General features: G+C 70.1%; 22 protein-coding genes and 2 pseudogenes. 13 read left to right on the top strand and 11 right to left on the bottom strand.

From position 1 onward, the window contains the following. Positions 1-111, top strand: a pseudogene (locus ACH4EW_RS24140) (RNA-guided endonuclease TnpB family protein); the annotation flags it as partial. A gap of 127 nt (positions 112-238) precedes the next feature. Here ACH4EW_RS24140 and ACH4EW_RS24135 read toward each other — a convergent pair. Next, positions 239-514: pseudogene (locus tag ACH4EW_RS24135) on the bottom strand (acyl-CoA dehydrogenase family protein); the annotation flags it as partial. 146 nt (positions 515-660) lie between these two features. On the opposite strand from ACH4EW_RS24135, the gene ACH4EW_RS24130 reads away from it, so the two are divergent. The 4 genes from ACH4EW_RS24130 (at position 661) to ACH4EW_RS24115 (ending at position 5,480) form a co-directional block, all read left to right on the top strand. Continuing rightward, on the top strand, positions 661-1,890 hold the full coding sequence (locus tag ACH4EW_RS24130) for a helix-turn-helix domain-containing protein (RefSeq protein ID WP_398260117.1): 1,230 nt from the start codon (positions 661-663) through the stop codon (positions 1,888-1,890). A 55-nt stretch (positions 1,891-1,945) separates the two neighbouring features. Next, complete coding sequence (locus ACH4EW_RS24125) at positions 1,946-2,386, top strand: hypothetical protein (protein ID WP_398260115.1); 441 nt, start codon at positions 1,946-1,948, stop codon at positions 2,384-2,386. 437 nt (positions 2,387-2,823) lie between these two features. Then, positions 2,824-4,056 carry a hypothetical protein gene (locus tag ACH4EW_RS24120; RefSeq protein WP_398260113.1) on the top strand — a complete coding sequence of 411 codons (1,233 nt, stop codon included), beginning with the start codon at positions 2,824-2,826 and terminating at the stop codon, positions 4,054-4,056. Positions 4,057-4,157: 101 nt separating this feature from the next. Then, complete coding sequence (locus ACH4EW_RS24115) at positions 4,158-5,480, top strand: UDP-glucose dehydrogenase family protein (protein WP_398260111.1); 1,323 nt, start codon at positions 4,158-4,160, stop codon at positions 5,478-5,480. A 140-nt stretch (positions 5,481-5,620) separates the two neighbouring features. On the opposite strand, the gene ACH4EW_RS24110 is transcribed toward ACH4EW_RS24115, so the two are convergent. The 3 genes from ACH4EW_RS24110 to ACH4EW_RS24100 are packed head-to-tail and all read right to left on the bottom strand — an operon-like array spanning position 5,621 to position 8,669. Further along, entirely contained in the window at positions 5,621-6,652 is a 1,032-nt protein-coding gene (locus ACH4EW_RS24110; RefSeq protein WP_398260109.1) for an acyl-CoA dehydrogenase family protein, read from the bottom strand. After that, on the bottom strand, positions 6,652-7,797 hold the full coding sequence (locus ACH4EW_RS24105; RefSeq protein WP_398260107.1) for an acyl-CoA dehydrogenase family protein: 1,146 nt from the start codon (positions 7,795-7,797) through the stop codon (positions 6,652-6,654). Before ACH4EW_RS24105 ends, ACH4EW_RS24110 begins: the two co-directional genes overlap by 1 nt. Continuing rightward, complete coding sequence (locus ACH4EW_RS24100; RefSeq protein ID WP_398260105.1) at positions 7,797-8,669, bottom strand: enoyl-CoA hydratase; 873 nt, start codon at positions 8,667-8,669, stop codon at positions 7,797-7,799. Before ACH4EW_RS24100 ends, ACH4EW_RS24105 begins: the two co-directional genes overlap by 1 nt. 93 nt (positions 8,670-8,762) lie before the next feature. Between ACH4EW_RS24100 and ACH4EW_RS24095 the strand changes: the two genes are divergently transcribed. From ACH4EW_RS24095 to ACH4EW_RS24075, 5 genes are all read left to right on the top strand, one after another. Further along, a complete protein-coding gene (locus ACH4EW_RS24095; RefSeq protein ID WP_398260103.1) occupies positions 8,763-9,545 on the top strand; it encodes an SDR family oxidoreductase in 783 nt (260 codons plus the stop codon). Positions 9,546-9,575: 30 nt separating this feature from the next. Beyond that, positions 9,576-10,187 carry a TetR/AcrR family transcriptional regulator gene (locus ACH4EW_RS24090; RefSeq protein ID WP_398260101.1) on the top strand — a complete coding sequence of 204 codons (612 nt, stop codon included), beginning with the start codon at positions 9,576-9,578 and terminating at the stop codon, positions 10,185-10,187. Positions 10,188-10,218: 31 nt separating this feature from the next. Continuing rightward, positions 10,219-11,376, top strand: coding sequence for an acetyl-CoA C-acetyltransferase (locus tag ACH4EW_RS24085; RefSeq protein WP_398260099.1), 1,158 nt, complete (start codon positions 10,219-10,221; stop codon positions 11,374-11,376). A gap of 337 nt (positions 11,377-11,713) precedes the next feature. Then, positions 11,714-11,917, top strand: a complete 204-nt coding sequence (locus ACH4EW_RS24080; RefSeq protein ID WP_003969786.1) for a cold-shock protein — start codon at positions 11,714-11,716, stop codon at positions 11,915-11,917. A 181-nt stretch (positions 11,918-12,098) separates the two neighbouring features. Further along, positions 12,099-13,754 (top strand): DEAD/DEAH box helicase, encoded by a 1,656-nt coding sequence (locus ACH4EW_RS24075; protein ID WP_398260097.1) that lies wholly within the window; start codon positions 12,099-12,101, stop codon positions 13,752-13,754. A gap of 216 nt (positions 13,755-13,970) precedes the next feature. On the opposite strand, the gene ACH4EW_RS24070 is transcribed toward ACH4EW_RS24075, so the two are convergent. From ACH4EW_RS24070 to ACH4EW_RS24055, 4 genes are read right to left on the bottom strand one after another with little or no spacing between them, the layout of a single operon-like run. Continuing rightward, entirely contained in the window at positions 13,971-15,035 is a 1,065-nt protein-coding gene (locus tag ACH4EW_RS24070) for an NAD(P)H-dependent flavin oxidoreductase (protein WP_398260095.1), read from the bottom strand. Beyond that, entirely contained in the window at positions 15,035-15,775 is a 741-nt protein-coding gene (locus ACH4EW_RS24065; protein WP_398260093.1) for a CoA-transferase subunit beta, read from the bottom strand. Before ACH4EW_RS24065 ends, ACH4EW_RS24070 begins: the two co-directional genes overlap by 1 nt. Next, the gene (locus ACH4EW_RS24060; RefSeq protein WP_398260091.1) at positions 15,772-16,647 is read right to left on the bottom strand and encodes a CoA transferase subunit A; all 876 of its coding nucleotides are present in this window, start codon (positions 16,645-16,647) and stop codon (positions 15,772-15,774) included. The genes ACH4EW_RS24065 and ACH4EW_RS24060 overlap by 4 nt, the downstream gene beginning before the upstream one ends. Further along, a complete protein-coding gene (locus ACH4EW_RS24055) occupies positions 16,644-17,387 on the bottom strand; it encodes an enoyl-CoA hydratase family protein (RefSeq protein ID WP_398260089.1) in 744 nt (247 codons plus the stop codon). The genes ACH4EW_RS24060 and ACH4EW_RS24055 overlap by 4 nt, the downstream gene beginning before the upstream one ends. An 86-nt stretch (positions 17,388-17,473) precedes the next feature. Here ACH4EW_RS24055 and ACH4EW_RS24050 point away from each other — a divergent pair, with 86 nt between their 5' ends. Then, positions 17,474-18,409: an SDR family oxidoreductase gene (locus tag ACH4EW_RS24050; protein ID WP_398260087.1), complete on the top strand. Its 936-nt coding sequence runs from the start codon at positions 17,474-17,476 to the stop codon at positions 18,407-18,409. A 50-nt stretch (positions 18,410-18,459) separates the two neighbouring features. Here ACH4EW_RS24050 and ACH4EW_RS24045 read toward each other — a convergent pair whose 3' ends face one another. Further along, complete coding sequence (locus ACH4EW_RS24045) at positions 18,460-19,410, bottom strand: hypothetical protein (protein WP_398260133.1); 951 nt, start codon at positions 19,408-19,410, stop codon at positions 18,460-18,462. A gap of 238 nt (positions 19,411-19,648) precedes the next feature. Here ACH4EW_RS24045 and ACH4EW_RS24040 point away from each other — a divergent pair, with 238 nt between their 5' ends. Beyond that, on the top strand, positions 19,649-20,425 hold the full coding sequence (locus tag ACH4EW_RS24040; RefSeq protein WP_398260085.1) for a S1 family peptidase: 777 nt from the start codon (positions 19,649-19,651) through the stop codon (positions 20,423-20,425). A gap of 141 nt (positions 20,426-20,566) precedes the next feature. Beyond that, complete coding sequence (locus ACH4EW_RS24035; protein ID WP_398260083.1) at positions 20,567-20,902, top strand: chorismate mutase; 336 nt, start codon at positions 20,567-20,569, stop codon at positions 20,900-20,902. A gap of 43 nt (positions 20,903-20,945) precedes the next feature. Here the strand turns inward: ACH4EW_RS24035 and ACH4EW_RS24030 are convergent, their stop codons facing one another. After that, on the bottom strand, positions 20,946-21,473 hold the full coding sequence (locus ACH4EW_RS24030) for a GNAT family N-acetyltransferase (RefSeq protein ID WP_398260081.1): 528 nt from the start codon (positions 21,471-21,473) through the stop codon (positions 20,946-20,948). A gap of 68 nt (positions 21,474-21,541) precedes the next feature. Beyond that, positions 21,542-23,119 (bottom strand): long-chain fatty acid--CoA ligase, encoded by a 1,578-nt coding sequence (locus tag ACH4EW_RS24025; RefSeq protein WP_398260079.1) that lies wholly within the window; start codon positions 23,117-23,119, stop codon positions 21,542-21,544. Positions 23,120-23,187: the final 68 nt, after the last annotated feature.

The raw sequence follows: 23,187 nt of genomic DNA, 5'->3' as shown, positions 1-23,187 counted from the left end.
TCCCCGAGGGACAAGAACTCCGCAGGTGTGATGCTTGTCCGGGCTGGTCTGGACCCGGCTGGTGCTGATCGTGGAAGACCTGACCAGGCGCTGCCTGGCCAGGCAGCGTGAGCTAGAAATCCCCACTCAGCCCCGAAGGAGGGAATCCCCTTCCTTCAGGGAGGGGAGCAGTCAATGAGCGAAACCTCCTGCACACACAACACACACGGGGCCGGGCGGCAGACGCGGCCGGCCCGTCGGCGAGAACCAGCGCCCGGCATGCCGCCGGCGTTCCCCACGCATCCCGCAGGGGGCGTGCCTTGCGCAGCCACAGCGACAGGTCCAGCTCCTGCGTGTACCCCACCGCGCCGTGCAACTGCAGTGCCGTCCGTGCCGCCGCGTACCCGGCCTTGCCTGCCGCCACCTTGGCCGCCGCCACCTCGGCACCGGAGCCCGGCGCGTCCTTGGCGAGGGCGAGGGCCGCCCCGTACAGCAGCGGGCGGGCGAACTCCAGCCCGATCAGGGTGTCCGCCAGCATTTGCCACCCCCAGCCGCCCCATTTTCGCTACGGAGTGACCCGGCCACCGTCCAGGTCGGTACCGTGCTGTGGACGAACTCTGTACGGACGAACCGGTAACGCCCAGCGCACCGTGGTTCGTCCGGCGCCTGGGAGGTGCCCTGATGCTGGAGGAAGCCGAGGAGATCGGTCGTCGTGCACGGAGGGCAAGGCTGCGGCTCGGGATGCCGCAGGCGGACCTGGCCGCTGCTCTCGGTAAGTCTCAGGGCTGGGTGTCGAAGATGGAGCGCGGTCTGATCGAGCTGGACCGGGTCGGGCTGCTCAACCAGGTGGCCGCCGAGCTGCACATCCACCCGAACGACCTGATCGGCCGCCCGTACGCGAGCTCCCCCGACGACAACCAGTGGCAGGTCGCGGCTTCGTCGATCCTGCGGGAGTTGCGCCGGTACGACCTCACTCCCGTGTTCGACGGGGTGCCGAGGCCCGCGCCGCAACTGTGGCGGGAGGTAACGCGCCTGCACCGGCTGCGGGACACAGCGTCCAACACCGCCATCCTCCGTGTGTTGCCGGATCTCTTTCGCGAAGCCCGGGCTCTGGCAGAGGTCTCCGACGGTCACGAGCGGGAAGAGGCGTACGCGGTCTACGCGGTGTGCTGCAAGTTCGCGCACACCGCCGCCCACGCGCTCGGCCACCCGGAACTGGTCGCGATGGCCTGCGAGCGAGCCGCCTGGTCTGCCCGTCTGTCCGGGGATCCGGTGTTGCCGGCGGTCGCGGATTGGATGCGGGTGTGGGACATGTGGGCCACCGCCGACTGGGCCGATGCGTTGACGCTCTCGGACAAGGCGATCGGGACGGTGCAACAGGCGTACGAGCACGGTGATCCATTGGCCGTACGCGCCTGGGGAACGCTTCAGCTACGCGCCGCCGTATCAGCAGCACGGGCCGGGCGGAGTATCGAGGCCGAGGACCGGATCGGACACGCGAAGGACGCCGCCGCGCAGATGGACATCTATACGGGGGCGCCGGTCTACGACCGGCACTCGCTGACCTTCTCGGCCGGGAACGTGCAGATCCACGCAATCAGTGTGGCCCTGGAGATGGGTCAGCAGAGCAAGGCCCTGGAGATAAACCGGCGCACCAGCCCGGAGCTGGTCGGCGCGCTGCCCAACTCCCGCCAGGGCCACCACCACATGGACGTTGCGCGCGCCTGGCTATGGGACGGAAACCGGGACAAGGCGCTCGGCGAGCTGGAGACCGCGGAGCGGATCGCGCCACAACTTGTCCGCAACCATCCCATCGCACGCTCGACACTGCGCAGCATCGTCTATGCCGAACGGGCCGTCACGCGCGAGAAGTTGCGGCGCATGTCCGCCCGCTTCCACCTGGATGGATAGAGGTCGTATTCCTCCGGTTCATATTCGCCCGCTGCCTCATCTCTAGCTTCGAGGCATGACAGGACGACCAACTCCCCATTTGCCGTCGCAGGGGGCCGGGTTAGGCACGGCGGCCCCCTTCTACCCCCAGCTCGGCGACCTCGCTGCCGACACCGCCAAAGGGGGCCGCGTCGGCGTTGTCGTGCTCCTCCCCCGCGACGGCGCGAACACCTACCACCTCCGCCCACCGAGCGGAGGCGAAGTATGGTCCACGCCCGCCGACGGCACGACCCTGCGGCCCGTGCCTGCCAAAGTCACCCATGCCACTCTGCTGCCCCGCGACGCGGTCTACGACCAACGCGCCAGCCAGGGCTCACTGGCCATCCGAGTGCACCACGAAGACGGCAGCAGCAGTGAGTCGGTGCTGATCCTGACGTCGGCCGACATGGAGAGGCTGAATGCCCAGACCGAGCGCATCCTCGCCAAGCGTGAGCGCTCGCTCGGAGACTCGCCGTGACGCGATCCGGCCAACACCGCATGGGCCGCCGAGTCGCCGCAGAACGTAGCGACTCCGCCAGCAGCGTGGCCCTGGCCGTTCTCGCACTGCTCGGTCTCGCCGGCCCTTCCTGGGCCTTGCGGCACCAAGCGGCCCACCTGCTGTCGGTCGAACGGCCTACGCCGATATCCAGGCCGGAGACCTGCGAGCCCCGCATTTAGAACGCTCCGGTGTGCGGCCGGCTTCATCCCCGCGTAGGCATGCCAGAGCAGCCAGGCTTCGACGTGCCGCGCCGGTGGAGCGACCCGCGCACGCCTGTCCACCCGCAGTGCAGAGCCGCCCGGCAGGCCAGCGGCTCGGAGCACCGTCGGGACGGCACTCACAGCAGTACGCGTCGCACAACACGACGGGTCCGCCAGCCCTGCCTGGAGGTGGACCACGCCACAGGGAGGAACACCATGGACATCCCGTACATCGTCATCGACCAGCTCGACCCCGATCAGCAGTGGGTGTGGAAGACACACTTCGGCGATGCCGACCGGCCCCGCTACATTGAGGAGGGCGTCTGGCGCCGAACTCAGGAGCAAGCGACCGCCCGGCAGTCCGGCTGGTCCACCAGGGACGATGCGCGCCGACGCATCATCCACTACCGCTATCGGTACGGCCTCGTGCCGACTACAGCTGCCCCGGCAATCGGGCTGACAGACCTGTACCTCTACCACTCCGCGACCGCACCGGCCGAGGAGATTGCCACCCACCACGACAGCCTCCGGGCCTCGCTCGCGGTCGGTGGCTGGAAGGAGTGCCCCGGCGGAGGGCTGTGGATGCGCCGCGACCTGAAGTGCCGGATCACCCCGTACGACACACACCCGCAGGATGCCGCAGCCGGGCGCACCCTCCCACCGAACTACCGGACCGTCGATGTCCAGATCACCTCAGCCACCTACTCACCTCCGCCCTCGGTCCCGCAACTCCCGTGGAGCGTGCTCTCCACCGGCATCCGCACCAAGGATCGGGCCGGCAAGCCCACTGTGATTCCCGACCTGTCCGTCCTGGCCGACTTCCTGCCCTTCCAGGTAGAGATCGGCTGCGGCATCTCCGTTGAAGCAGGCATCCCACCGCTGCATCGGCTTCATGAGATCTACCGGGTCACCGACCGCCAAGGCCACGAGCCGCGCGAGCACCGCTTCACCCTCTCCCCGGCCGACGACCCGCTGCTGCGGGAGGTGCTGACCGAGCCGGAGGAGAAGACAGCGGAGTTCGTCGAAATGTTCCGTGCCTGCTTCCTTGCCGAGCCGACCCCGGCCATGTGGGCGCTGAAGGAACTCCAGGACACCGGCCACCTCGTCGGGCCGGTCATCACCAACAACTTCGACGTCCTGGCCGCCCGCGCCGGCCTCGACGAGTGCTTCATGCGCCGCTACGACCAGGCCGTACCCGACGTGGAGTTCATCGACGGTGCCAAGGCTCTCCTTGTCATCGGGCTGCATGCCGACCGCCGGAAGGTCCAGGCCCGGGCCCGTGAGCGCGGCATGGAGATCGTCTATTTGGACCCCGAGGGCTTCTGGCACGACGGCACGTTCATGCCATACCTGCTGGAAGGGCCACAGGATGGGGACCGGGTGTGCCGCGCCACAGCTGCCCATGCTCTGCCGGAACTCGTCAACCTGCTGAAAATCCATGCTGGTTGATTCACCTGCACGATGAGGTCCGGGCCGGTTGCGGGCGCTAGCGTGGCGCCGCGACCGACCCGGACCAACCGGGCGGCAAGAAGGAAAGGGGCGTCGGTGCCATGCGCGTATCCGTCATCGGCTGCGGTCATCTGGGCATCCCGCACGCTGCGGCGATGGCCGAGATCGGCCACGAAGTTATCGGCGTGGACCTCGACCAGTCGAAGATCGACCGGTTGAACGCCGGTGAGTGCCCCATCTACGAGGAGGGCCTGCCCGAACTTCTGGCCACCCACACCGCGTCCGGACAGCTTCGATTCACCACCGACCTTGCCGAGGCTGCCGCCTTCGCCGACGTTCACTTCCTCGCGGTCGGCACGCCGATCGACGCCGACGGCCGTAGCTATGACACCGGCCAGGTCTTCGGCGCCGCGCGCGCCCTCGCCCCGTACCTGAACCGCCCCACCGTCATCGTCGGCAAGTCCACGGTTACCGTCGGCACCACCCGCGACCTCGCAGCGCTCCTGGACCGGCTCTCGCCCGCAGGGGAAGACGTCGAGGTCGTCTGGAACCCGGAGTTCCTCCGCGAAGGTCACGCCATCGAAGACACCTTGCGCCCCGACCGCATCGTCGTCGGCGTGCCCTCCCCACACGCCGAAGACGTCGTACGGCAGGTCTACGCACCCCTCCTCCGCGACCAGGTCCCGCTTTTTGTCACCGACCCCACCACCGCCGAACTCATCAAGGGCGCCGCCAACGCCTACCTCGGCATGAAAATCTCCTTCATCAACGGCGTCGCTGACATGTGCGCTGCCGCCGGTGCTGATGTCCATCAGCTCACCGAAGCCATCGGTGTCGATCCACGCATCGGTCGCGGCGGCCTCAACGCCGGGCCCGGCTACGGCGGCGGCTGCCTGCCCAAGGACGTGCGCGCCTTCACCGCCTCCGCTCAGGCCCTCGGCGCCCTCGACGCCGCCACCCTGCTACGGTCCGCCGAGCAGGTCAACGAGTCTCGTCCCGCCGCCACACTGGCGCTCATCGAGAAGACCCTCGGCCGACCGGTCGACGGCGTCCGCATCACCGTTTGGGGCGCCTCTTTCAAGGCCGGCACCGATGACGTACGCGAATCCCCGGCTCTGGCCATCGCCACCCTCATGCACCAGCGTGGCGCGGCCGTCACCGTCCATGACCCCCACGCCGTCACCGCCGCACTGCGGCGCAGCCCCGAACTCGACTACACCGAAGACCTGAACGATTCCGCCATGGGTGCCGAGCTGATCGTGCTCGCCACCGAATGGCCGCAGTTCCGCGACGCCGACCCCAAGGCCCTCGCAACCCTGGTCGCCAGCCCGGTCCTTGTGGACCTCCGCAACCTCCTCCACGCCGACAGCTGGCGCATGGCCGGATGGACCGTGCGCCAGCTCGGCCGCCCCGCGCAGGAATAGCGCACCCGGCCAGGCACAGGGCCGGCCACCGTCGCACCCGCAGGGGCGGCGAAACCGCTGCCGTCCGACCCTCCTTCGACCATCCCCGCGCCGGTGGCTGTGTCCGTCCCGTGACACGGCCGCCGGCCTGTGCTGTACGCCTACCGTGAGCCCAGGTGGACGGTGGCTGAGGCGCCGAGCGGGCTTGTTCCTGCCAGCACCAGCGCCCGGCACGCCCCCGGCGTTCCCCACGCATTCCGCAGGGGGCGTGCCTTGCGCAGCCACAGCGACAGGTCCAGCTCCTGCGTGTACCCCACCGCACCGTGCAACTGCAGTGCCGTCCGTGCCGCCGCGTACGCGGCCTCGCCCGCCGCCACCTTGGCCGCCGCCACCTCGGCACCGGAGCCCGGCGCGTCCTCGGCGAGGGCGAGGGCTGCCCCGTACAGCAGCGGGCGGGCGAACTCCAGCCCGATCAGGGTGTCCGCGAGCCGGTGCTTGACCGCCTGGAAGGAGCCGATGGCCGTACCGAACTGGGTGCGCTGCTTCACATACCCGACCGTGGCCCGCAGCAGTGCCTCGCCCGTGCCGAGCGCCTGCGCCGCCGTCGCGAACGCCGCCCACCGGGCGGCCCGCGCCGCCGACTCCGCCACCCTGGGCCCGGACGCGAGCAGCTCTCCGCCCGGTTCGCGGCGCCACAGCCGTCGGGCCGGGTCGGACGACACGCTGAGCGCGCCGGGTCCGGGCGAGAGCCACAGCTCGTCACCGGTCACCGTGAACACGGCGTCCACGGCATCCGCGTCCAGCGCATAGGGCCCGTATTCGTCCGTCCGGAGCGTCGCCGATGCCGCACCGGACGCCAGTCGCGGCAGCCACTCCTTGGCCACCGCGCCGCCCACACCTTCCAGCAGCACCCCGGCCGCGACCGTCTCCACCACCGGCCCCGGCACCGCATGCCGCCCCAACTCGATGAAGGCGACCGCGAGTTCGACCGGCAGGGGCCCGACACCCTCGTACGCCTCCGGTACCGCGAGGGCGAACACCCCCGCCTGCGCCAGCCGCGCCCACAGGTTCCGGCCCGGTCCATGGTCACCGGCGGCCCAGGCGCGTACCACCGCAGGAGTGTCCGAAGCGGTCAGCATCGTGTCCAGCGAGCGGGCGAACTCCCGCTGCTCGTCGTCGAGGAGGAAACGCATCAGCGCCGTCCCTTCGGCAGGCCGAGCAGCCGCTCGGCGATGATGTCGCGCTGGATCTCGTTCGTACCGGCGTAGATGGGGCCCGCGAGGGAGAAGACGTACCCCTCGGCCCACTCGGACTCCGCCAGCTCCGCGTCCGGCCCCAGCAGATCGAGCGCCGTCTCGTGCAGCGCGATGTCGTACTCGGACCAGAACACCTTGTTCAGGCTGGACTCCGCGCCGATGTCCGCCCCCGCCGCGAAGCGCGAGGCATTGGTGCAGGTGAAGAGCTGATACGCGCGCGCTCCGATCGCCGCGTCCGCCACCCGGTCCCGCAGCGCCGTGTCGCAGGGGTCGCCGTGGGTGCGCCACAGCTCGGCCAGCCGGTCCGCGGCGGCCAGGAAGCGGCCGGGGGAGCGGAGCGTCAGTCCACGCTCGTTGCCCGTTGTCGACATGGCGATACGCCAGCCCTGTCCGGGCTCCCCGATGATGTCCTCGTCCGGTACGAACACCTCGTCCAGGAACAGTTCGGCGAAGGCGGGCTTGCCGTCGAGGCGCCCGATCGGCCGGACCGACACCCCCGGCGCCGACAGGTCGAACATCAGATACGTCAGCCCGTGGTGCGGCTTCGCGGCCTCGGGATCCGTACGGAAGATGCCGAACGCCCGGTCCGCGAACGCGGCCCGCGAGGACCAGGTCTTCTGTCCCGAGAGCAGCCAGCCGCCGTCCGTGCGTACCGCTCGCGAGCGCAGCGACGCGAGGTCCGAGCCCGACTCCGGCTCGGACCAGGCCTGCGCCCAGATCACCTCGCCGCTCGCCATCGACGGCAGCACCCGGGCCCGCTGCTCGTCCGTGGCGTGGTCGAAGAGAGTCGGGGCGAGAAGGCTGATGCCGTTCTGCGAGACCCTGCCGGGGCCGCCCGCCGCGTAGTACTCCTCCTCGAACATCAGCCACCGGAAGATGTCGGCACCCCGGCCGCCGTACTCGGCCGGCCAGGAGACGACCGACCAGCGGTCCGCGTGCAGCCGTGCCTCCCACTCCCGGTGCGCGGCGAAGCCCTCGGCGGTCTCCAGCGACGGCAGTGGCTCGGCGGGTACGTTGGCCCGCAGCCACTGCCGCGCCTCGGCCCGGAACGCCTCCTCCTCGGCCGTGCACGACAGATCCATCAGGCGCCCGCCTTCTTCATCGAGGCGATGTCCATGCCGCCGAGCGGGTCGGCCGCCGTCTCCGCGTTGTGCGCATGGGCGAGGTGGTGCAGCCCGAAGGCCGAGTCCATGCCGGTGTGCAGCCCCTGAAGGTCCTCGGCCTGGTTGACCGCCCGCTTGGTGAGCGCCAGCCCCAGCCGTGGCATTCCGGCGATCCGCAACGCCAGTTCATGGGTCCGTTCGGCGAGTTCGCCGCGTTCCACCACCTTGTTCACCATGCCGACCTCGTACGCCCGGCGGGCGCTCATCCGGTCGCCGGTGAACAGGAACTCCTTCGCGATCCGGGGCGGCATCACCCAGGGGTGTGCGAAGTACTCGACGCCGGGGATGCCCATCCGCACCACCGGATCGGCGAAGAAGGCGTCCTCGCTCGCCACGATCAGATCGCAGATCCAGGCGAGCATCAGCCCGCCGGCCACACATGCCCCCTGGACGGAGGCGACAACCGGCTTCGGCAGCTCGCGCCAGCGTCTGCACATGCCGAGATAGACCTCCGACTCACGGGCGAAGCGGCTCTCCGCGCCGGTCTTGTCGGAGTGGTCCCACCACAGACCGGCCCTGCGTTCGAAGGGCAGATGCGCATCGCGTCCGGGCGTGCCGATGTCGTGGCCCGCGGAGAAGTGCTCCCCGGCGCCCGCCAGTACGACCACCTTGACCTCGGAGTCCTCGGCGGCCCGGTAGAACGCGTCGTCCAGGGCGTAGGTCATCGCCGAGTTCTGGGCGTTGCGGTAGCGCGGGCGGTTCAAAGTCACGTACGCGACCGGGCCCCGGCGTTCGTACAGCACGGGATCGGACTGGAGGTCACCGGCAGATGTGTCGTGGACAGCGGGCATCGGCTCATCCTTCCCTAACAAGTGTTTGGTAGGTTAACGTACGAGCATGAGCACCGTCGAGGAACCGCGGGCCGAGACCGAGGAGGCGCGGGCATGAGCGCACCGCAGTACGTACCCGGACACGGTCTGCTGGCCGGCCGCACCGCCGTCGTCACCGCAGCCGCGGGCGCCGGAATCGGCGGCGCCACCGCCCGTAAATTCCTCGAGGAGGGTGCCCGCATCGTCATCGGCGACGCACACGCCCGCCGGCTGAAGGAGACCGAGCAGGCGTTCGCCGAGGAGTTCGGCGCGGACCATGTCTCGTCACTGCCCTGCGACGTCACCGACGAGACCCAGGTCCAGGCACTCTTCGCGCTCGCCGAGCAGGTCCACGGCGGCCTCGACATCGTCGTCAACAACGCCGGCCTCGGCGGCACCGCCGAACTCACCGAGATGACCGACGAGCAATGGACCAAGGTCCTCGATGTCACCCTGAACGGCACTTTCCGCTGCACCCGGGCCGCCCTGCGCTCGCTCAAGGCGGCGGGCCGCGGCGGCATCGTCGTCAACAACGCCTCCGTCGTCGGCTGGCGCGCCCAGAGCGGCCAGGCCCACTACGCCGCGGCCAAGGCGGGCGTCATGGCGCTCACCCGGTGCGCCGCGATCGAGGCCGCCGAGTACGGCGTACGCGTCAACGCCGTCGCTCCCAGCCTCGCCATGCACCCGCACCTGGTGAAGGTCACCTCCGCCGAACTCCTCGACGAACTGACCGAGAAGGAGGCATTCGGCCGCTACGCCGAGCCGTGGGAGATCGCCAACGTCATCGTCTTCCTCGCCAGCGGCTACTCCTCGTACATGACGGGCGAGGTCGTCTCCGTCAGCAACAGGCATGCCTGACGGGAGGACGGCCGGACGGAGAATGGGCGGGTGCCTACCAAGAAGAAGCCCCAGGCGACCCCCTCACCCGAGCGTCGCCGCGAACTGCTCGCCACCGCCGCCGAGGTGTTCGCCGCGCAGGGATACAACGCCACCACCGTCCGCAAGATCGCGGACGCGGCCGGGATGCTCGCGGGCAGCCTCTACTACCACTTCGATTCCAAGGAATCGATGATCGACGAGATCCTCTCGGCCTTCCTCACCGAACTCTGGGAGAGGTACGACGCGGTGCTCGCCGCCGGACTCGGACCCCGGGAGACCATCGAGGCCCTCGTCACCGAGTCCTTCCGGGAGATCGACCGGCACCGCGCCGCCGTCGCCATCTATCAGAAGGAGTCCAAGCACCTGGCAACCCAGCCGCGCTTCCAGTACCTCGTCGACTCCCAGCGGAAGTTCGAGAAGGCCTGGCTCGGCACGCTGGAACGCGGTGTCGCCGACAAGACCTTCCGCGCCGACCTCGACATCCGCCTCACCTACCGCTTCGTCCGCGACACCGTGTGGGTCGCGGCGTCCTGGTACCGGCCGGGCGGACAGCACAGCCCCGAGGAGATCGCCCGCCAGTACCTCTCGATGGTTCTGGACGGCATCGCCCTCGACACCTGACCCCACCCGAGCTCACTGAGGAGCAGAAGTCATGGCCGAGGCATACATCGTCGAAGCGGTACGCACTCCGGTCGGCCGGCGCAAGGGAGGGCTCGGCTCGGTCCACCCCGCCGACCTCGGCGCCCATGTCATCAAGGCCCTCGTCGAGCGGACCGGAATCGACCCGGCGGCCGTCGAGGACGTGGTCTTCGGCTGCCTCGACACCGTCGGACCGCAGGCCGGTGACATCGCCCGGACCTGCTGGCTGGCGGCCGGTCTGCCCGAGGAGGTCCCCGGCGTCACCGTCGACCGCCAGTGCGGCTCCTCCCAGCAGGCCGTGCACTTCGCCGCCCAGGGCGTCCTGTCCGGCACCCAGGACCTCGTCGTCGCGGGCGGCACCCAGAACATGACGCAGATCCCGATCGCTTTCGCCTCCCGCCAGGCCGCCGAGCCCCTCGGCCTGACGGGAGGCCCGTACGCCGGCAGCGAGGGCTGGCGCGCCCGGTACGGCGACGCACCGGTCAACCAGTTCCACGGCGCCCAGCTGATCGCCGAGAAGTGGGGCATCAGCCGCACGGACATGGAGGAGTTCGCCCTCCGCTCCCACCGGCGTGCGATCCGCGCCATCGACGAGGGCCGCTTCGCGCGGGAGACCGTCGCCTACGGTGACGTCACCACCGACGAGGGGCCGCGCCGCGACACCACCCTGGAGAAGATGGCGGGCCTCAAACCGGTCCTGGACGGCGGCACCATCACCGCCGCCTGCTCCTCGCAGGTCTCCGACGGGGCCGCCGCCATGCTCATCGCCTCCGAGCGCGCCGTGGCCGAGCACGGTCTCACCCCGCGCGCCCGCATCCACCACCTGTCGGTGCGCGGCGAGGACCCGATCCGCATGCTTTCGGCGCCGATCCCGGCCACGGCGTACGCGCTCAAAAAGACCGGAATGACCATCGACGACATTGATTTGGTCGAGATCAACGAGGCATTCGCCCCGGTCGTCCTGGCCTGGTTGAAAGAGACCGGAGCCGACCCCGACAAGGTCAACGTCAACGGCGGCGCGATCGCCCTGGGTCACCCGCTCGGCGCAACCGGTACAAAATTGATGACGACGCTGCTGCACGAGCTGGAGCGCACCGGCGGCCGCTACGGGCTGCAGACCATGTGTGAGGGCGGCGGCCAGGCGAACGTGACGATCATCGAACGGCTCTGACCTCCGCCCCGGCCCCTGACCAGGTCACCGAACCGTTCCGGCAGGGCTCCGGGAGAAGTTCCGGCAGAGTTCCGAGCTCGCTCCGGGCCGGTTGTCCCAAGGGCACCGGGCAAAAATCTGCCGGCCGGCGGCGTGGCGTGTTCCACCACCGGTCGGCAGGACGTGCTACGGTTGCCCAGTTGCAGTTTTGGTACCCATGAACTTTATGTGCGCCTGACGGGAATGCTTCCTCAGGCGCATTATTGTTTTCCGGCTTTCTCCGGATGGGGCTCAATGCGGCGACTTGGAATTCGTAAAGTGCGGATTTCCGGCACTGCACCTCTTTTAGGAGAATGACATGGCTACTGGAACCGTGAAGTGGTTCAACTCGGAAAAGGGCTTCGGCTTCATCGAGCAGGACGGCGGCGGCGCCGACGTCTTCGCCCACTACTCCAACATCGCCACCTCGGGCTTCCGTGAGCTCCAGGAGGGCCAGAAGGTCTCCTTCGACGTCACGCAGGGCCAGAAGGGCCCGCAGGCGGAGAACATCGTCCCGGCCTGATTGCCGGACGCGTACCTCGCAGCCGGGGCCCGCACCGTGAAGGTGCGGGTCCCGGCTTGTGCTGTCCCGGGGACATGGCGACGAAGCGCGCCGTCCCGCAGCGCTCCCCCCCCAGCAAGTCCCCCGCAGTTCCCAGGAATCCCAAGCAATCCTCAGGAATCCCCCAGGAGGGCAATTCCGTATGACCCGCTCCGAACGCCAGGACCGACCCGCCCGCAACCGCCCGTCGAGGGGGCGCGGCGCGGCCCCGGCAAAGGCAACCGCCAAGGGTTCCGGCAAGGGATCCGGCAAGGCGTCGCCCCGTCGCAGGGCCACGCCGCCGCAGGGCGAATTCGCCCTGCCCGAAACCATGACCCCCGCACTGCCCGCAGTCGAGGCGTTCGCCGAGCTGGACATGCCCGCCGCCCTGCTGAAGACCCTTGCCGCGCAGGGCGTCACCGATCCGTTCCCGATCCAGGGCGCCACCCTGCCGAACTCGCTCGCCGGCCGGGACATCCTCGGCCGCGGCCGCACCGGCTCCGGCAAGACCCTCGCCTTCGGCCTCGCCCTGCTGGCCCGCACCGGCGGACGGCGCGCCGAGCCGCGCGCCCCGCTCGCACTGGTCCTCGTCCCGACCCGTGAGCTCGCCCAGCAGGTCACCGACGCGCTGACGCCGTATGCGACGTCCGTGCACCTGCGACTGGCCACCGTCGTCGGCGGCATGTCGATCACCAGGCAGTCCGCCACGCTGCGCCGCGGCGCCGAGGTGCTCGTCGCCACGCCCGGCCGGCTGAAGGACCTCATCGAGCGCGGCGACTGCCGCCTCGACCAGGTCGCCATCACCGTCCTCGACGAGGCCGACCAGATGGCCGACATGGGCTTCATGCCGCAGGTCGTCGCCCTGCTCAAGCAGGTCGAGCCGGACGGTCAGCGGATGCTCTTCTCCGCGACGCTCGACAAGAACATCGACCGGCTGGTCAAGATGTTCCTGACCGACCCCGTCGTGCACTCGGTCGACCCGTCCGCGGGCGCGGTCACCACCATGGAGCACCATGTGCTGCACGTGGCCGACGAGACCGACAAGAAGGCGGTCGCCACCAGGATCGCCGCCCGCGACGGCCGGGTGATCATGTTCGTGGACACCAAGCGTGCCGCCGACCGCTTCGCCAAGCGGCTGCTCGCCAGCGGTGTACGGGCTGCCGCCCTGCACGGCGGGCGTTCGCAGCCGCAGCGCAACCGGACGCTGGACCAGTTCAAGAACGGCCAGGTCACCGCGCTCGTCGCGACGAATGTGGCGGCGCGCGGCATCCATGTCGACGACCTCGACCTGGTGGTGAACGTGGACCCGCCGACCGACCACAAGGACTACCTCCACCGCGGCGGACGCACGGCGCGTGCCGGGGAGTCCGGCAGTGTCGTCACCCTGGTGCTGCCCGAGGAGAAGCGGGAGATGACCCGGCTGATGGCCGATGCGGGCATCGCTCCGCGGACCACCCGGATCAAGTCCGGCGACGAGGAACTCACCCGGATCACCGGGGCCCGTGAGCCGTCCGGCATCGCGATCGTCATCGAGGTCCCGCAGCCTGCGCCGCCGAAGCCGCGCACGCGGTCCGGCGGGGCCGCGGCCGGTGGCCCGGGCTTCCGCTCGGGCAGCCGAGGGCGGGGCCGGCGCGGTGGTGCCCAGCAGGGCGGCGGCGGTGAAGGCCGGAGTACGGGGGGTTCCTCCGCCCGTGGCGCCGGTTCCGGTGCCGGTACCCGCCGTGGCAATGGCGAGGCGCGCGGTGCCGGGGCCGGGCGTTCCGGTGCCGGGGCCGGACGCGGTGGCGCAGCGGCGGGGCGTGGCCGCAGGGCCGCGTAGCGATACGGACGACGTGCGGTGACCGGATTCGTCCGGTCACCGCTGCGTGCTCCTTACGACCTCGCCCACGATTGGCAGTGGCGTCGCGGTGTCTGGGACCTCCGCCTCCGGCGTTGTCGTCAGTCCCCGACGCTCCGCGTCGACTCCCTCCTCCGCCTTGGATTCGAAGGCCCCAGACACCGCTCCTTCTCCCACTGACAATCGTGGGCGAGGTCGCTATGCGTCGGGCGGGCTCAACGCGCCCGACACCGTGCCCAGCGCCGCACAGGCCTCCTCCATCACCCGCTCCACCAGCTCCGCACAGCTGGGCAGGTCCTTGATCAGGCCCGCCACCTGGCCCGATGCCATCACGCCCAGATCCGTGCGGCCGTCGACCATGGACGCCTTCAGAAGCATCGGGGTGTTGGCGGCCAGCAGGACCTGGCTCCAGGACAGGTCCCTGCCGTGTTTCATCGCGAGACCGTCGCGCACCATCCGGGACCAGCCGATCCCGGAGATCCGCTTGAATCCCGCCGCCCTGCGCACCGCCTGGGCCAATGCCCGGGCCCGGCCCGCGTTCTCCAGCGCGGCGACCATCTCCGTACGCAGCATCCGGTGCGGGAGCCCGTCCACCGCCGTGGTGACCGTGATGTCCTTGACGCCCGCCGCCAGGTAGCGGGCCTTCACCGTGTCCGGCACGGTCGAGTCCGACGTCAGCAGAAACCGCGTACCCATCGCGATGCCCGCCGCCCCGTATGCCAGAGCGGCGACCAGGCCCCGGCCGTCGTGGAAGCCTCCCGCCGCGATCACCGGAATATCCACCGCGTCGACAACCTGGGGCAGCAGCACGGAGGTTGCCACATCACCCGTGTGCCCGCCGCCCTCGCCGCCCTGCACGATCACCGCGTCCGCGCCCCACGCCGCGACCTTCTCGGCATGGCGCCGGGCACCTGCCGACGGGATCACCACCACACCCGCGTCCTTCAGCTCGGCGATGAGCTCCTTCGAAGGGGCCAGCGCGAAGGACGCCACCTTCACGCCCTCGTCGACGATGATCCGTACCCGTTCGCGCGCATCCCCGGCGTCGGCGCGCAGATTGACGCCGAACGGTTCGTCCGTACGGGACTTGACCTCCCGCACGGCTGCCCGCAGCTGCTCCGTGGTCATTGTCGCGGAGGCCAGGATGCCGAGCGCGCCGGCGCGGGCCGTTGCGGAGACCAGGCGGGGGCCCGCGACCCAGCCCATGCCGGTCTGGACGATGGGGTGACGGACGCCGACGAGTTCCGTGAGTGCGGTCCGCATCAGATCCTGACCTCGCGGTTCCGGGTGCTGTTCGGGTCGATGACCTCGCGGATCAGGCCCAGCTCCTCGGCGGTCGGTTCCCGGGTGTACGGGACGTCGTCCGCGATCGTGAGTGCGAAGCCGGTGGCCTCGCGGATCTCGTCGGCGGTGACGCCCGGGTGCACCGAGGCGAGGCGCATCGAACGGTCCGGGGTCGCGAAGTCGAGGACGCCGAGATCGGTGACGACGCGCGGGATCCGGTGGTAGCGGGTCGCCGACGGACCGGCCGCCGCGGCGCTGTCGTAACCGACCCCGCAGATCATGTCGACGTGCTCGACGAAGACCCGGGTGGAGTGCTTGGGAACCCAGTAACTGACCGGGTTGTTCAGGGTGTTGACCGGGGCGCCGCGTACGCCCAGGAGCTGGCGGGCGGGCTGTTCCCAGTCGCCGATGCAGGAGATGTTCTGGTTGCCGAACCGGTCGATCTGGCTCGCCCCCATCATCACGTGACGCCTGCCGCCGGTGACCATGGTGAGGTGCTGGCGGTACGGCAGCCAGCCCTCCGTCGTGCCGTCCGGGCCGACGATCAGCGCCTCGCCGTCGGTGAGCAGCAGATCGGGTGAGAAGGTGCGCTTGGCGAGCCGGGCGCCGATGGACGGGATGAGCCCCATCGGGCTGGCGAGCACCTCCCCGTTGCCGCGCCAGGCATCGGCGCAGGCGACGACGCAGTACTCGGCCCGGGACACGGTCCGGTTGCTCACTTCTGCTCCTCGTGCCAGGCCTGGACGGCCAACTGGTAGCTCTTCTCGTCGCCCTGTGCGGGCAGGAAGCGGTCGCTGAAGGCCGCCCAGGTGTCGGGGGCGGCGGCCGCGGTGGCGTAGGCCTTCTGGAACGCCTCGTCGCGCGGGTGGTCGGGGACGCAGGAGGTGAAGTGCGCGCCGTTCGGGGTCTCGACGACGCCGGTGACGGAGTGCCGCTTGACGAGGAGGGTCTGCGGGGCGGCCTTCTCGGTCAACTCGGCAGTCTCCACGAGGCGTTCGCAGGATACGTACGCAGTGTCGGCGGCTTCGCAGAACAGGTCGTCGAAGTACGGGTCGGGGCCCAGGTACTGGCCGTTGCCGAGCCGGTCGGCGCGGTTCATGTGGACCAGCGCCGCGTCCATCCGCAGGGCGGGCATCGCGACGAACTCCTCGCCGTCCGCGTACGGCGAACTGACCGTACGCAGGCCCGGGTTGACCCGCATCACGTCCGAACCGATACCGGCGCGGACGGGGAGGAACGGCAGCCGGTTCGCGGCGGCGTGCAGCCCCCACATGAACATGGCCTCGTCGACCTCCGTCAGTTCGAACGCGCCGCGCTGGCGGGCCGCCCTGAAGTGGGGTTCGAGCGGGATCGAGTCGAGTGTGACGAAGGCCGCGACCAACTTGCGGATCTTGCCGGCGGCGGCGAGCAGCCCGACGTCGGGGCCGCCGTACGCGACCACGGTGAGATCGGTGATCGGGGAACGGAGCAGCGCCCGGACCAGTGCCATCGGCTTGCGGCGCGAGCCCCAGCCGCCGATGCCGATCGTCATACCGCTGCTGAGCCGGGAGACGACCTCGTCGGCCGTCATGGTCTTGTCGGTCACCGTCATGCCTCCTTGCCGAAGGTGTTACGGACGCGGTCGGCGGCTCCGCTGAGGTTGGCCTCGAAGGTGAAGCCCTGCTCGAAGCGGTAGCTGCGGCGGACGTCGACCGGGTCGATGCCGTTGATGGCGGCCTTGGCGAGCCGGGTCAGATACCCGTCCTTACGGGCGATCTCGCCCGCCAGTTCCAGTGCCGCGTCCTGGAGTCCGGCGCGCGGGACGACCTTCCAGACCGAACCGTGGGCGTGCAGCTCGGCGGCCGTGACGGTGCGCGAGGTGTAGTACAGCGCGCGCATCAGGTGCTGCGGCACGAGCCGGGCGAGATGGGTGGCGGCGCCGAGCGCCCCCCGGTCCAGCTCGGGCAGGCCGAACGTCGCGTCGTCGCTCGCCACGATCACGTCCGCGTTGCCGACGAGGCCGATGCCACCGCCGAGGCAGAAGCCGTTCACCGCGGCGACGACCGGGACCTCGCACTCGTACACGGCGGAAAACGCCTCGTAGCAGCCGCGGTTGGCGCCGATCAGGGCGTCATGTCCCGTGTCGCGCTGCAGCTCCTTGATGTCGACGCCCGCGTTGAATCCACGCCCGGCGGCGGCCAGCACGACACAGCGGACCCCGGGATCACGGCCCGCCGCACGGAGGGCATCGGCGAGGTCGTACCAGCCCTGCACGGGCAGGGCGTTGACGGGCGGGTAGTCGACCGTGACGAGGCAGATGCCCTTGTCCGGACTTGCGGTGGAGACACCCATGGGCGAATCAGCTACCTTTCCACCAAACATTTGTTAGGTGTGGAAGGTAGCAGCCTGCCCCCGCATCGCCAACAAGGAGATGTGTGATGACCTCAAGCAGTGACGGACACGGCACGGGGCTCTGCGCGGGCCGTGTGGTGATCGTGACGGGTGCCGGGCGCGGGCTCGGCCGCGCCCACGCGCTCGCCTTCGCCGCCGAGGGGGCGAAGGTCGTGGTCAACGACCTCGGTGTCGGCCCGGACGGCGACGGGGGCTCGGCCGGTCCGGCCCGGCAGGTGGCCGACGAGATCGTGGCGACGGGCGGCGAAGCGGTCGCCCACGGGGGCGACATCGCCACCACGGAGGGGGCGGCGTCGCTGGTCACCGCCGCGCTGGAGAACTTCGGAAGGCTGGACACACTGGTCAACAACGCCGGATTCCTGCGCGACCGGATGCTGGTGAATCTGGATGAGGACGACTGGGACGCGGTGATGAGGGTCCATCTGAAGGGCCATTTCCTGCCACTGAGGCACGCGGCCGCGCACTGGCGGGCCGAGGCGAAGGCGGGTCGCACGCCGGTGGCCCGGGTGGTCAACACGAGCTCTGGTGCGGGGCTGCTCGGGAGCGTGGGACAGGGCAATTACTCCGCCGCGAAGGCGGGCATTGTGGGTCTGACGCTCGTCGCGGCCGCGGAGATGGGGCGGTACGGGGTCCAGGTCAACGTGATCGCCCCGGCGGCCCGGACCCGGATGACCGAGCGGACGTTCGCGGAGACGATGGCGGCGCCGGGGGAAGGGGAGTTCGACGCGATGGCGCCCGAGAACGTGTCCCCGCTGGTGGTGTGGCTCGGCTCGGCCGCGTGCGACGGGGTGACCGGGCGGGTCTTCGAGGCGGAGGCCGGCCGGATCACGGTCATGGAGGGCTGGCGTCCGGGTCCCACGGCGGACCGGGGGGCGCGGTGGGACCCGGCGGATGCGGGGGAAGCGGCGCGGAAGCTGCTGTCGGAGGCGGAGCCGGCGCAGCCGGTGTACGGGGCGAGGTAGGGGGCGACGATGCCTGCCGGACGCCCCCTGGCCGCCGCGCCGACAGGCTGTCAGGTGCTGCAGTCCAGGACCGTCCGGCACAGCCCGCACCGGGCCCGTACCCGGCCGCGCACCGGAACGCGGATGCGCTGGTGGCAGGTGGGGTAGGCGAAGGAGACCCGGAGTCCTTTCGGGCCGTTCTCGAAGGCGTACGGGGCGTCGGAGCCCGGGGCCGCCTCCGCGCCCGGATGGTCCGCGGCATACCGCCGGTCCTTGGCGTAGCGGTGACGGCCCGCCCAGCCGGCCGCCGCGAGGGGTGGCTGCCGGGAGTCGCGGAGGGCCTGGTCACGTCCCTTCGTGTACGCCGTGTACGCCTGCGGACTCGTGAACCACGGGGAGGGGTCCTCGTCGAAGGCGAACGCCCGCTTGGCGAGGACGTATCCGAACTCCTCCGGGGTGAGATAGCCGAGCTTCTGGCTGGAGACGGCGTCCTCACGGAAGGCGTCCAGCAGCAGCCAGCCCGCGCCCAGGTACGTCGTCGCGGTGTCCGTGAGGATCTCGTTGTCGCGCGTGCCGGGGAACTCCAGGCCGAGGCGGTGCAGCAGCACATGCATGACCTCGTGCGAGAGCGCGGCGCCGATGTCCCTGCGATGGGTGCGGAAGCGGTCGTTGAGTTCGATGAAGTACTCGGAACCCGCGTCGAGTTCGACACCGGCGGCGTGTTCCATCGTCCGGAAGGCGACGATCATGCGGGCGTCCGGCAGATGCAGATGCTGGACCATGGCCCGCGCCACCCGCTGGGCGCCGAGGTACAGATCGTCCTGGTCGCAGAAGGCGGCGTCGGCGGGGGCGAGGCTCGTGGCGTAACCGCGGACACCGTCGTACGACAGCCTCCGGTACAGCGCCGTGATCGCGGACCGGACGGTGTCGAGATGAGGGAAGCCGTGGACGACCGGACTTCCGCCGCCCCGGCCGTGGTCCCGCCCGTGGTCCTGGCTGTTGTCCCGGCTGCTGTCCCTCACGTTCACGCCCCCATCCGCGACGCTCGACCGGTTTCCACTGTAGCCGCAGCGATGTGGGTGATCTTGGCCGAAAAGTTCACCTTGTGGGGGCCGTGATTGTTTCCCGATAATCCGACCATGTCTTTGTCGGGAGCATGACCAATCGGGCTTCGCTGCCCGTGGCCAGGACCCCGAGCGAGGGCACGCACCCCCACGTACAACCCCCCACAAGACCCCCCCCACGAAGGAAGGCACTCCGTTGAAGCAGCTTCTGCGCGCCGTGAAGAGATGCTCCGTCATAGCCGCCGTGGTCCTCGCGGCCGTCAGCCTCCAGCCCGCCGGAGCGTCCGCGGCCCCCAACCCGGTTGTCGGCGGAACCCGCGCCGCCCAGGGTGAATTCCCGTTCATGGTCCGGCTGTCGATGGGCTGTGGCGGCGCTCTCTACGCCAAGGACATCGTCCTCACCGCCGCGCACTGTGTGAACGGTTCGGGCAACAACACCTCCATCACCGCCACCGCGGGCGTCGTCGACCTCCAGTCCTCCAGCGCGATCAAGGTCAAGTCCACCAAGGTCCTCCAGGCCCCCGGCTACAACGGCAAGGGCAAGGACTGGGCACTGATCAAGCTCGCCAAACCCATCGATCTGCCCACCCTGAAGATCGCCACCAACACCACGTACAACAACGGCACCTTCACCGTCGCCGGCTGGGGCGCCGCCACCGAGGGCGGAAGCCAGCAGCGGTATCTGCTGAAGGCCACCGTGCCGTTCGTCTCCGACGCCGACTGTCAGGGCGCGTACGGCAGCGACCTCGTCCCCGGCGAGGAGATCTGTGCCGGGCTGATCGACACGGGCGGCGTGGACACCTGCCAGGGCGACTCCGGCGGCCCCATGTTCCGCAAGGACAACACCGGCGCCTGGATCCAGGTCGGCATCGTCAGCTGGGGCCAGGGCTGCGCCCGGCCCGGCTACCCGGGTGTGTACAGCGAGGTCTCGACGTTCGCCGCCAACATCGCCTCCGCGGCGGCCACGCTCTGACGCCCCGACCGGCCCCACCGCATCAGCCCTGAGCACCCCCGGTTGTGCCCGTCCGGACGGGCACAACCGGGGGTGCCTCCGCACCCGGCCCCGCTCCTTCTCCCGCTGCCAATCGTGGGTGAGGCCGTAAGCTCGCTGACCATGACCACGAAGGACATCGACGAGTCCGTGAGCGCGGAACTGAACCGGCTGCGCGAGAGCATCGACAACATTGACGCCGCTGTTGTCCATATGCTCGCCGAGCGCTTCAAGTGCACCCAGCAGGTCGGCCACCTCAAGGCCGCCCACCACCTGCCCCCGGCCGACCCGGCCCGCGAGAGCCGGCAGATCGCCCGCCTGAGGCAACTGGCCCAGAGCGCCCATCTGGATCCGGCCTTCGCGGAGAAACTGCTGAACTTCATCGTGGCGGAGGTCATCCGCCACCACGAGCGGATCGCGGAGGAGTCGGCGAACGGGCAGGCGGCGGCCGGGGACTGAACGAAAAAGGTCCGGCGCGCGGCAGTTCGGTGCGCGCGGTGGTTCAGTGCGGCATGTCGTCCAAGGCGGTGGAGACCTCCATGACCTGCGGAGGTTCCACCACCATCAGAGTCACGGTGCGTTCGTGCAGATCGGCCTCGGCGACCGTACGGAAGCGCCCGGCTGTGTACCGCTCCAAGGCGGGAACATCCGCGACGTCCGGGGCCGCCATGACGCGGCGGCAGCGCGGATCGGCGCCGAAGAGGGCCTGGGTGAGCGCATCGAGCAGGGCAACGGCATCCGGCTCGGGCTGCGGGGCGAGCGGAATGACAGCGAGGAGCAGGTCATGGGCACCCACCGGGTAACAGCCGCGCAGCGGGTGGCTCAGCACCCGCTGGATCTCCACCTGGAACGCGGGAGCGCACCCGCCGCGCAGCGCCGTGTACGCACGGGCGGTGCCGGCAGCGGGGGCAGGGAGAGTGAGGCCGCCTTCCACGGGGGCGGCCGGTGCGGGTCGCAGGGTCCACGCGCCGACAGCGCCGGGGAGAGCGGGGACAGGCTGTGGGCCGTGACTCGTGGTGTGGGGGGACATCGGCGGCCTTCCGCGACGACGGGGGTACGAGGGGGAGTGGGCGGACAACGCCACTTACGGGACAGCCCTTAGTCCGAAACCACCGTGACCTGCTTGACGACGACGTCGCGCACCCTGCCCTTGAGCAGCTTGCCGCCCGCGTTGCGGGGAAGTTCCGGGGCGACCACCAGACGGGTGGGCAGCTTGTACCGGGCGAGCTGACGGCTTGCGAAGTCACGTACCTCGTCCAGCAACGGCTCGACTCCCGCCTCGCAGACCAGGACCGCGACGACGGTCTCTCCCCATTTGGGGTCGGGTATCCCCACGACCGCGACCTCAAGGATTCCGGGAAAGGCACTGAGTACCCGCTCGACCTCGGCGGGGTAGATGTTCTCCCCACCGCTGATGATCATGTCCTTGAGGCGGTCGACGATGAAGTAGTGGCCGTCCCTGTCCCGGTAGCCGACATCGCCGCTGTGGAACCAGCCCGCATCGTCGAAGGCCTCCTGGGTGGCGGTCTGGTTGTTCCAGTAACCGCTGACGACATTGGGCCCGCGGACGCAGATCTCACCGCGCACGTCCGGCTGCTCGATGACACCGCCCCGTTCCGGATCCATCAGGCACACCTCCGTGTACGGCATGGGAAGCCCTGCCGAACCGGTCTTCTCCAGGGTGAGCGCTGCCGGGAGGTAGGTGGCGAACGGGGCGGTCTCGGTGAGGCCCCACGCCTGCTGGAGCAGGACCCTGTGGGTGTGCGCGTAGTCCTCGATGAGCCGCGGCGGTACGGCCGCGCCCGCCACGATGACGGCACGCAGCGCGGAAAGGTCCGCCTCGGTGAACCCCGGTACGCGGGCGAGCGCCGCGAACATGGCAGGCACTGCGAAGATGCTGGTCACCCGGTGCTCCACCAGGTCGGCCAGGCACTGCGCGGGGTCGAAGGCGCGGCGCACGACGACGGTGCCGCCACGGGTCAGGGTGCGCAACGTGAGGGCGTTCAGCCCGCCGATGTGGAACAGCGGGGCGACGGCCAGGTTCACGTCATCGGGGCGGGTGTCGACCATGGAGTCGACGTTGACCGCGTTCCACCACAGATTGCCGTGCGTGAGCATGACGCCCTTGGGACGGCCGGTCGTTCCCGACGTGTACATCAGAGCGGCCAGGTCGTCGTCGCTCAGCGGCACCGCGGCCGGCCGCTTCGCGTCGGCCGACAGCAGCTCCGACAGCAGTGTCCATACGGCGGGTGGAGCGGGTGCGGCCGGGCACGAGGGGTCCGTGTCGACGAGGACGGGCCGACGTACCGGAATCTCGGCGAGGATCGACTCGGCCAGCGCGCGGTGGTTCTCCTCGACGATCAGTGTATGGACGCCGGAGTCGGCGAGGATGTGCCGCACCTCGTCGGCCGCGAGGCGGTGGTTGACCGGCACGAACACCGCGCCGAGATGGCCGGCGGCCAGCAGCGCCTCGAACAGGGTGGCGCTGTTGAGCCCCAGATATGCCACCCGGTCGCCACGTCGCAATCCCCGTGCCGCGAGGCCCGCGGCCAGTCGGCTCACCGTGGTGGCGAGGGTGCCCGCAGTGATGGTCCTGCCCTCGTAGACGAGGGCAGTGGCGGCTGCGTCGTACCGGGCTCTGCGCTGCACGGCGGCAGCGGGACTGATGTCGACCATGACCCGAGCGGCTCCTTCGGTGGCTGTCGGCAGGTGGGCGTGGATGGGGGAGACAGGTGGTGTCGCCT

The sequence above is a fragment of the Streptomyces sp. NPDC018000 genome, assembly GCF_044328025.1.
Classification (GTDB): Bacteria; Actinomycetota; Actinomycetes; order Streptomycetales; family Streptomycetaceae; genus Streptomyces.
This window is presented reverse-complemented; position numbering and strand designations above follow the sequence as displayed.

Bases quoted from the DNA above. Each gene is read 5' to 3' on its own strand.
- ACH4EW_RS24095 (WP_398260103.1), top strand. From the start codon at position 8,763: ATGAGCGCACCGCAGTACGTACCCGGACACGGTCTGCTGGCCGGCCGC.
- ACH4EW_RS24060 (WP_398260091.1), bottom strand. From the start codon at position 16,647: ATGACGGTGACCGACAAGACCATGACGGCCGACGAGGTCGTCTCCCGG.
- ACH4EW_RS24055 (WP_398260089.1), bottom strand. From the start codon at position 17,387: ATGGGTGTCTCCACCGCAAGTCCGGACAAGGGCATCTGCCTCGTCACG.
- ACH4EW_RS24115 (WP_398260111.1), top strand. From the start codon at position 4,158: ATGCGCGTATCCGTCATCGGCTGCGGTCATCTGGGCATCCCGCACGCT.
- ACH4EW_RS24100 (WP_398260105.1), bottom strand. From the start codon at position 8,669: ATGCCCGCTGTCCACGACACATCTGCCGGTGACCTCCAGTCCGATCCC.
- ACH4EW_RS24030 (WP_398260081.1), bottom strand. From the start codon at position 21,473: ATGTCCCCCCACACCACGAGTCACGGCCCACAGCCTGTCCCCGCTCTC.
- ACH4EW_RS24025 (WP_398260079.1), bottom strand. From the start codon at position 23,119: ATGGTCGACATCAGTCCCGCTGCCGCCGTGCAGCGCAGAGCCCGGTAC.
- ACH4EW_RS24075 (WP_398260097.1), top strand. From the start codon at position 12,099: ATGACCCGCTCCGAACGCCAGGACCGACCCGCCCGCAACCGCCCGTCG.
- ACH4EW_RS24105 (WP_398260107.1), bottom strand. From the start codon at position 7,797: ATGGATCTGTCGTGCACGGCCGAGGAGGAGGCGTTCCGGGCCGAGGCG.
- ACH4EW_RS24120 (WP_398260113.1), top strand. From the start codon at position 2,824: ATGGACATCCCGTACATCGTCATCGACCAGCTCGACCCCGATCAGCAG.
- ACH4EW_RS24035 (WP_398260083.1), top strand. From the start codon at position 20,567: ATGACCACGAAGGACATCGACGAGTCCGTGAGCGCGGAACTGAACCGG.
- ACH4EW_RS24070 (WP_398260095.1), bottom strand. From the start codon at position 15,035: ATGCGGACCGCACTCACGGAACTCGTCGGCGTCCGTCACCCCATCGTC.
- ACH4EW_RS24110 (WP_398260109.1), bottom strand. From the start codon at position 6,652: ATGCGTTTCCTCCTCGACGACGAGCAGCGGGAGTTCGCCCGCTCGCTG.
- ACH4EW_RS24130 (WP_398260117.1), top strand. From the start codon at position 661: ATGCTGGAGGAAGCCGAGGAGATCGGTCGTCGTGCACGGAGGGCAAGG.
- ACH4EW_RS24080 (WP_003969786.1), top strand. From the start codon at position 11,714: ATGGCTACTGGAACCGTGAAGTGGTTCAACTCGGAAAAGGGCTTCGGC.
- ACH4EW_RS24085 (WP_398260099.1), top strand. From the start codon at position 10,219: ATGGCCGAGGCATACATCGTCGAAGCGGTACGCACTCCGGTCGGCCGG.
- ACH4EW_RS24125 (WP_398260115.1), top strand. From the start codon at position 1,946: ATGACAGGACGACCAACTCCCCATTTGCCGTCGCAGGGGGCCGGGTTA.
- ACH4EW_RS24050 (WP_398260087.1), top strand. From the start codon at position 17,474: ATGACCTCAAGCAGTGACGGACACGGCACGGGGCTCTGCGCGGGCCGT.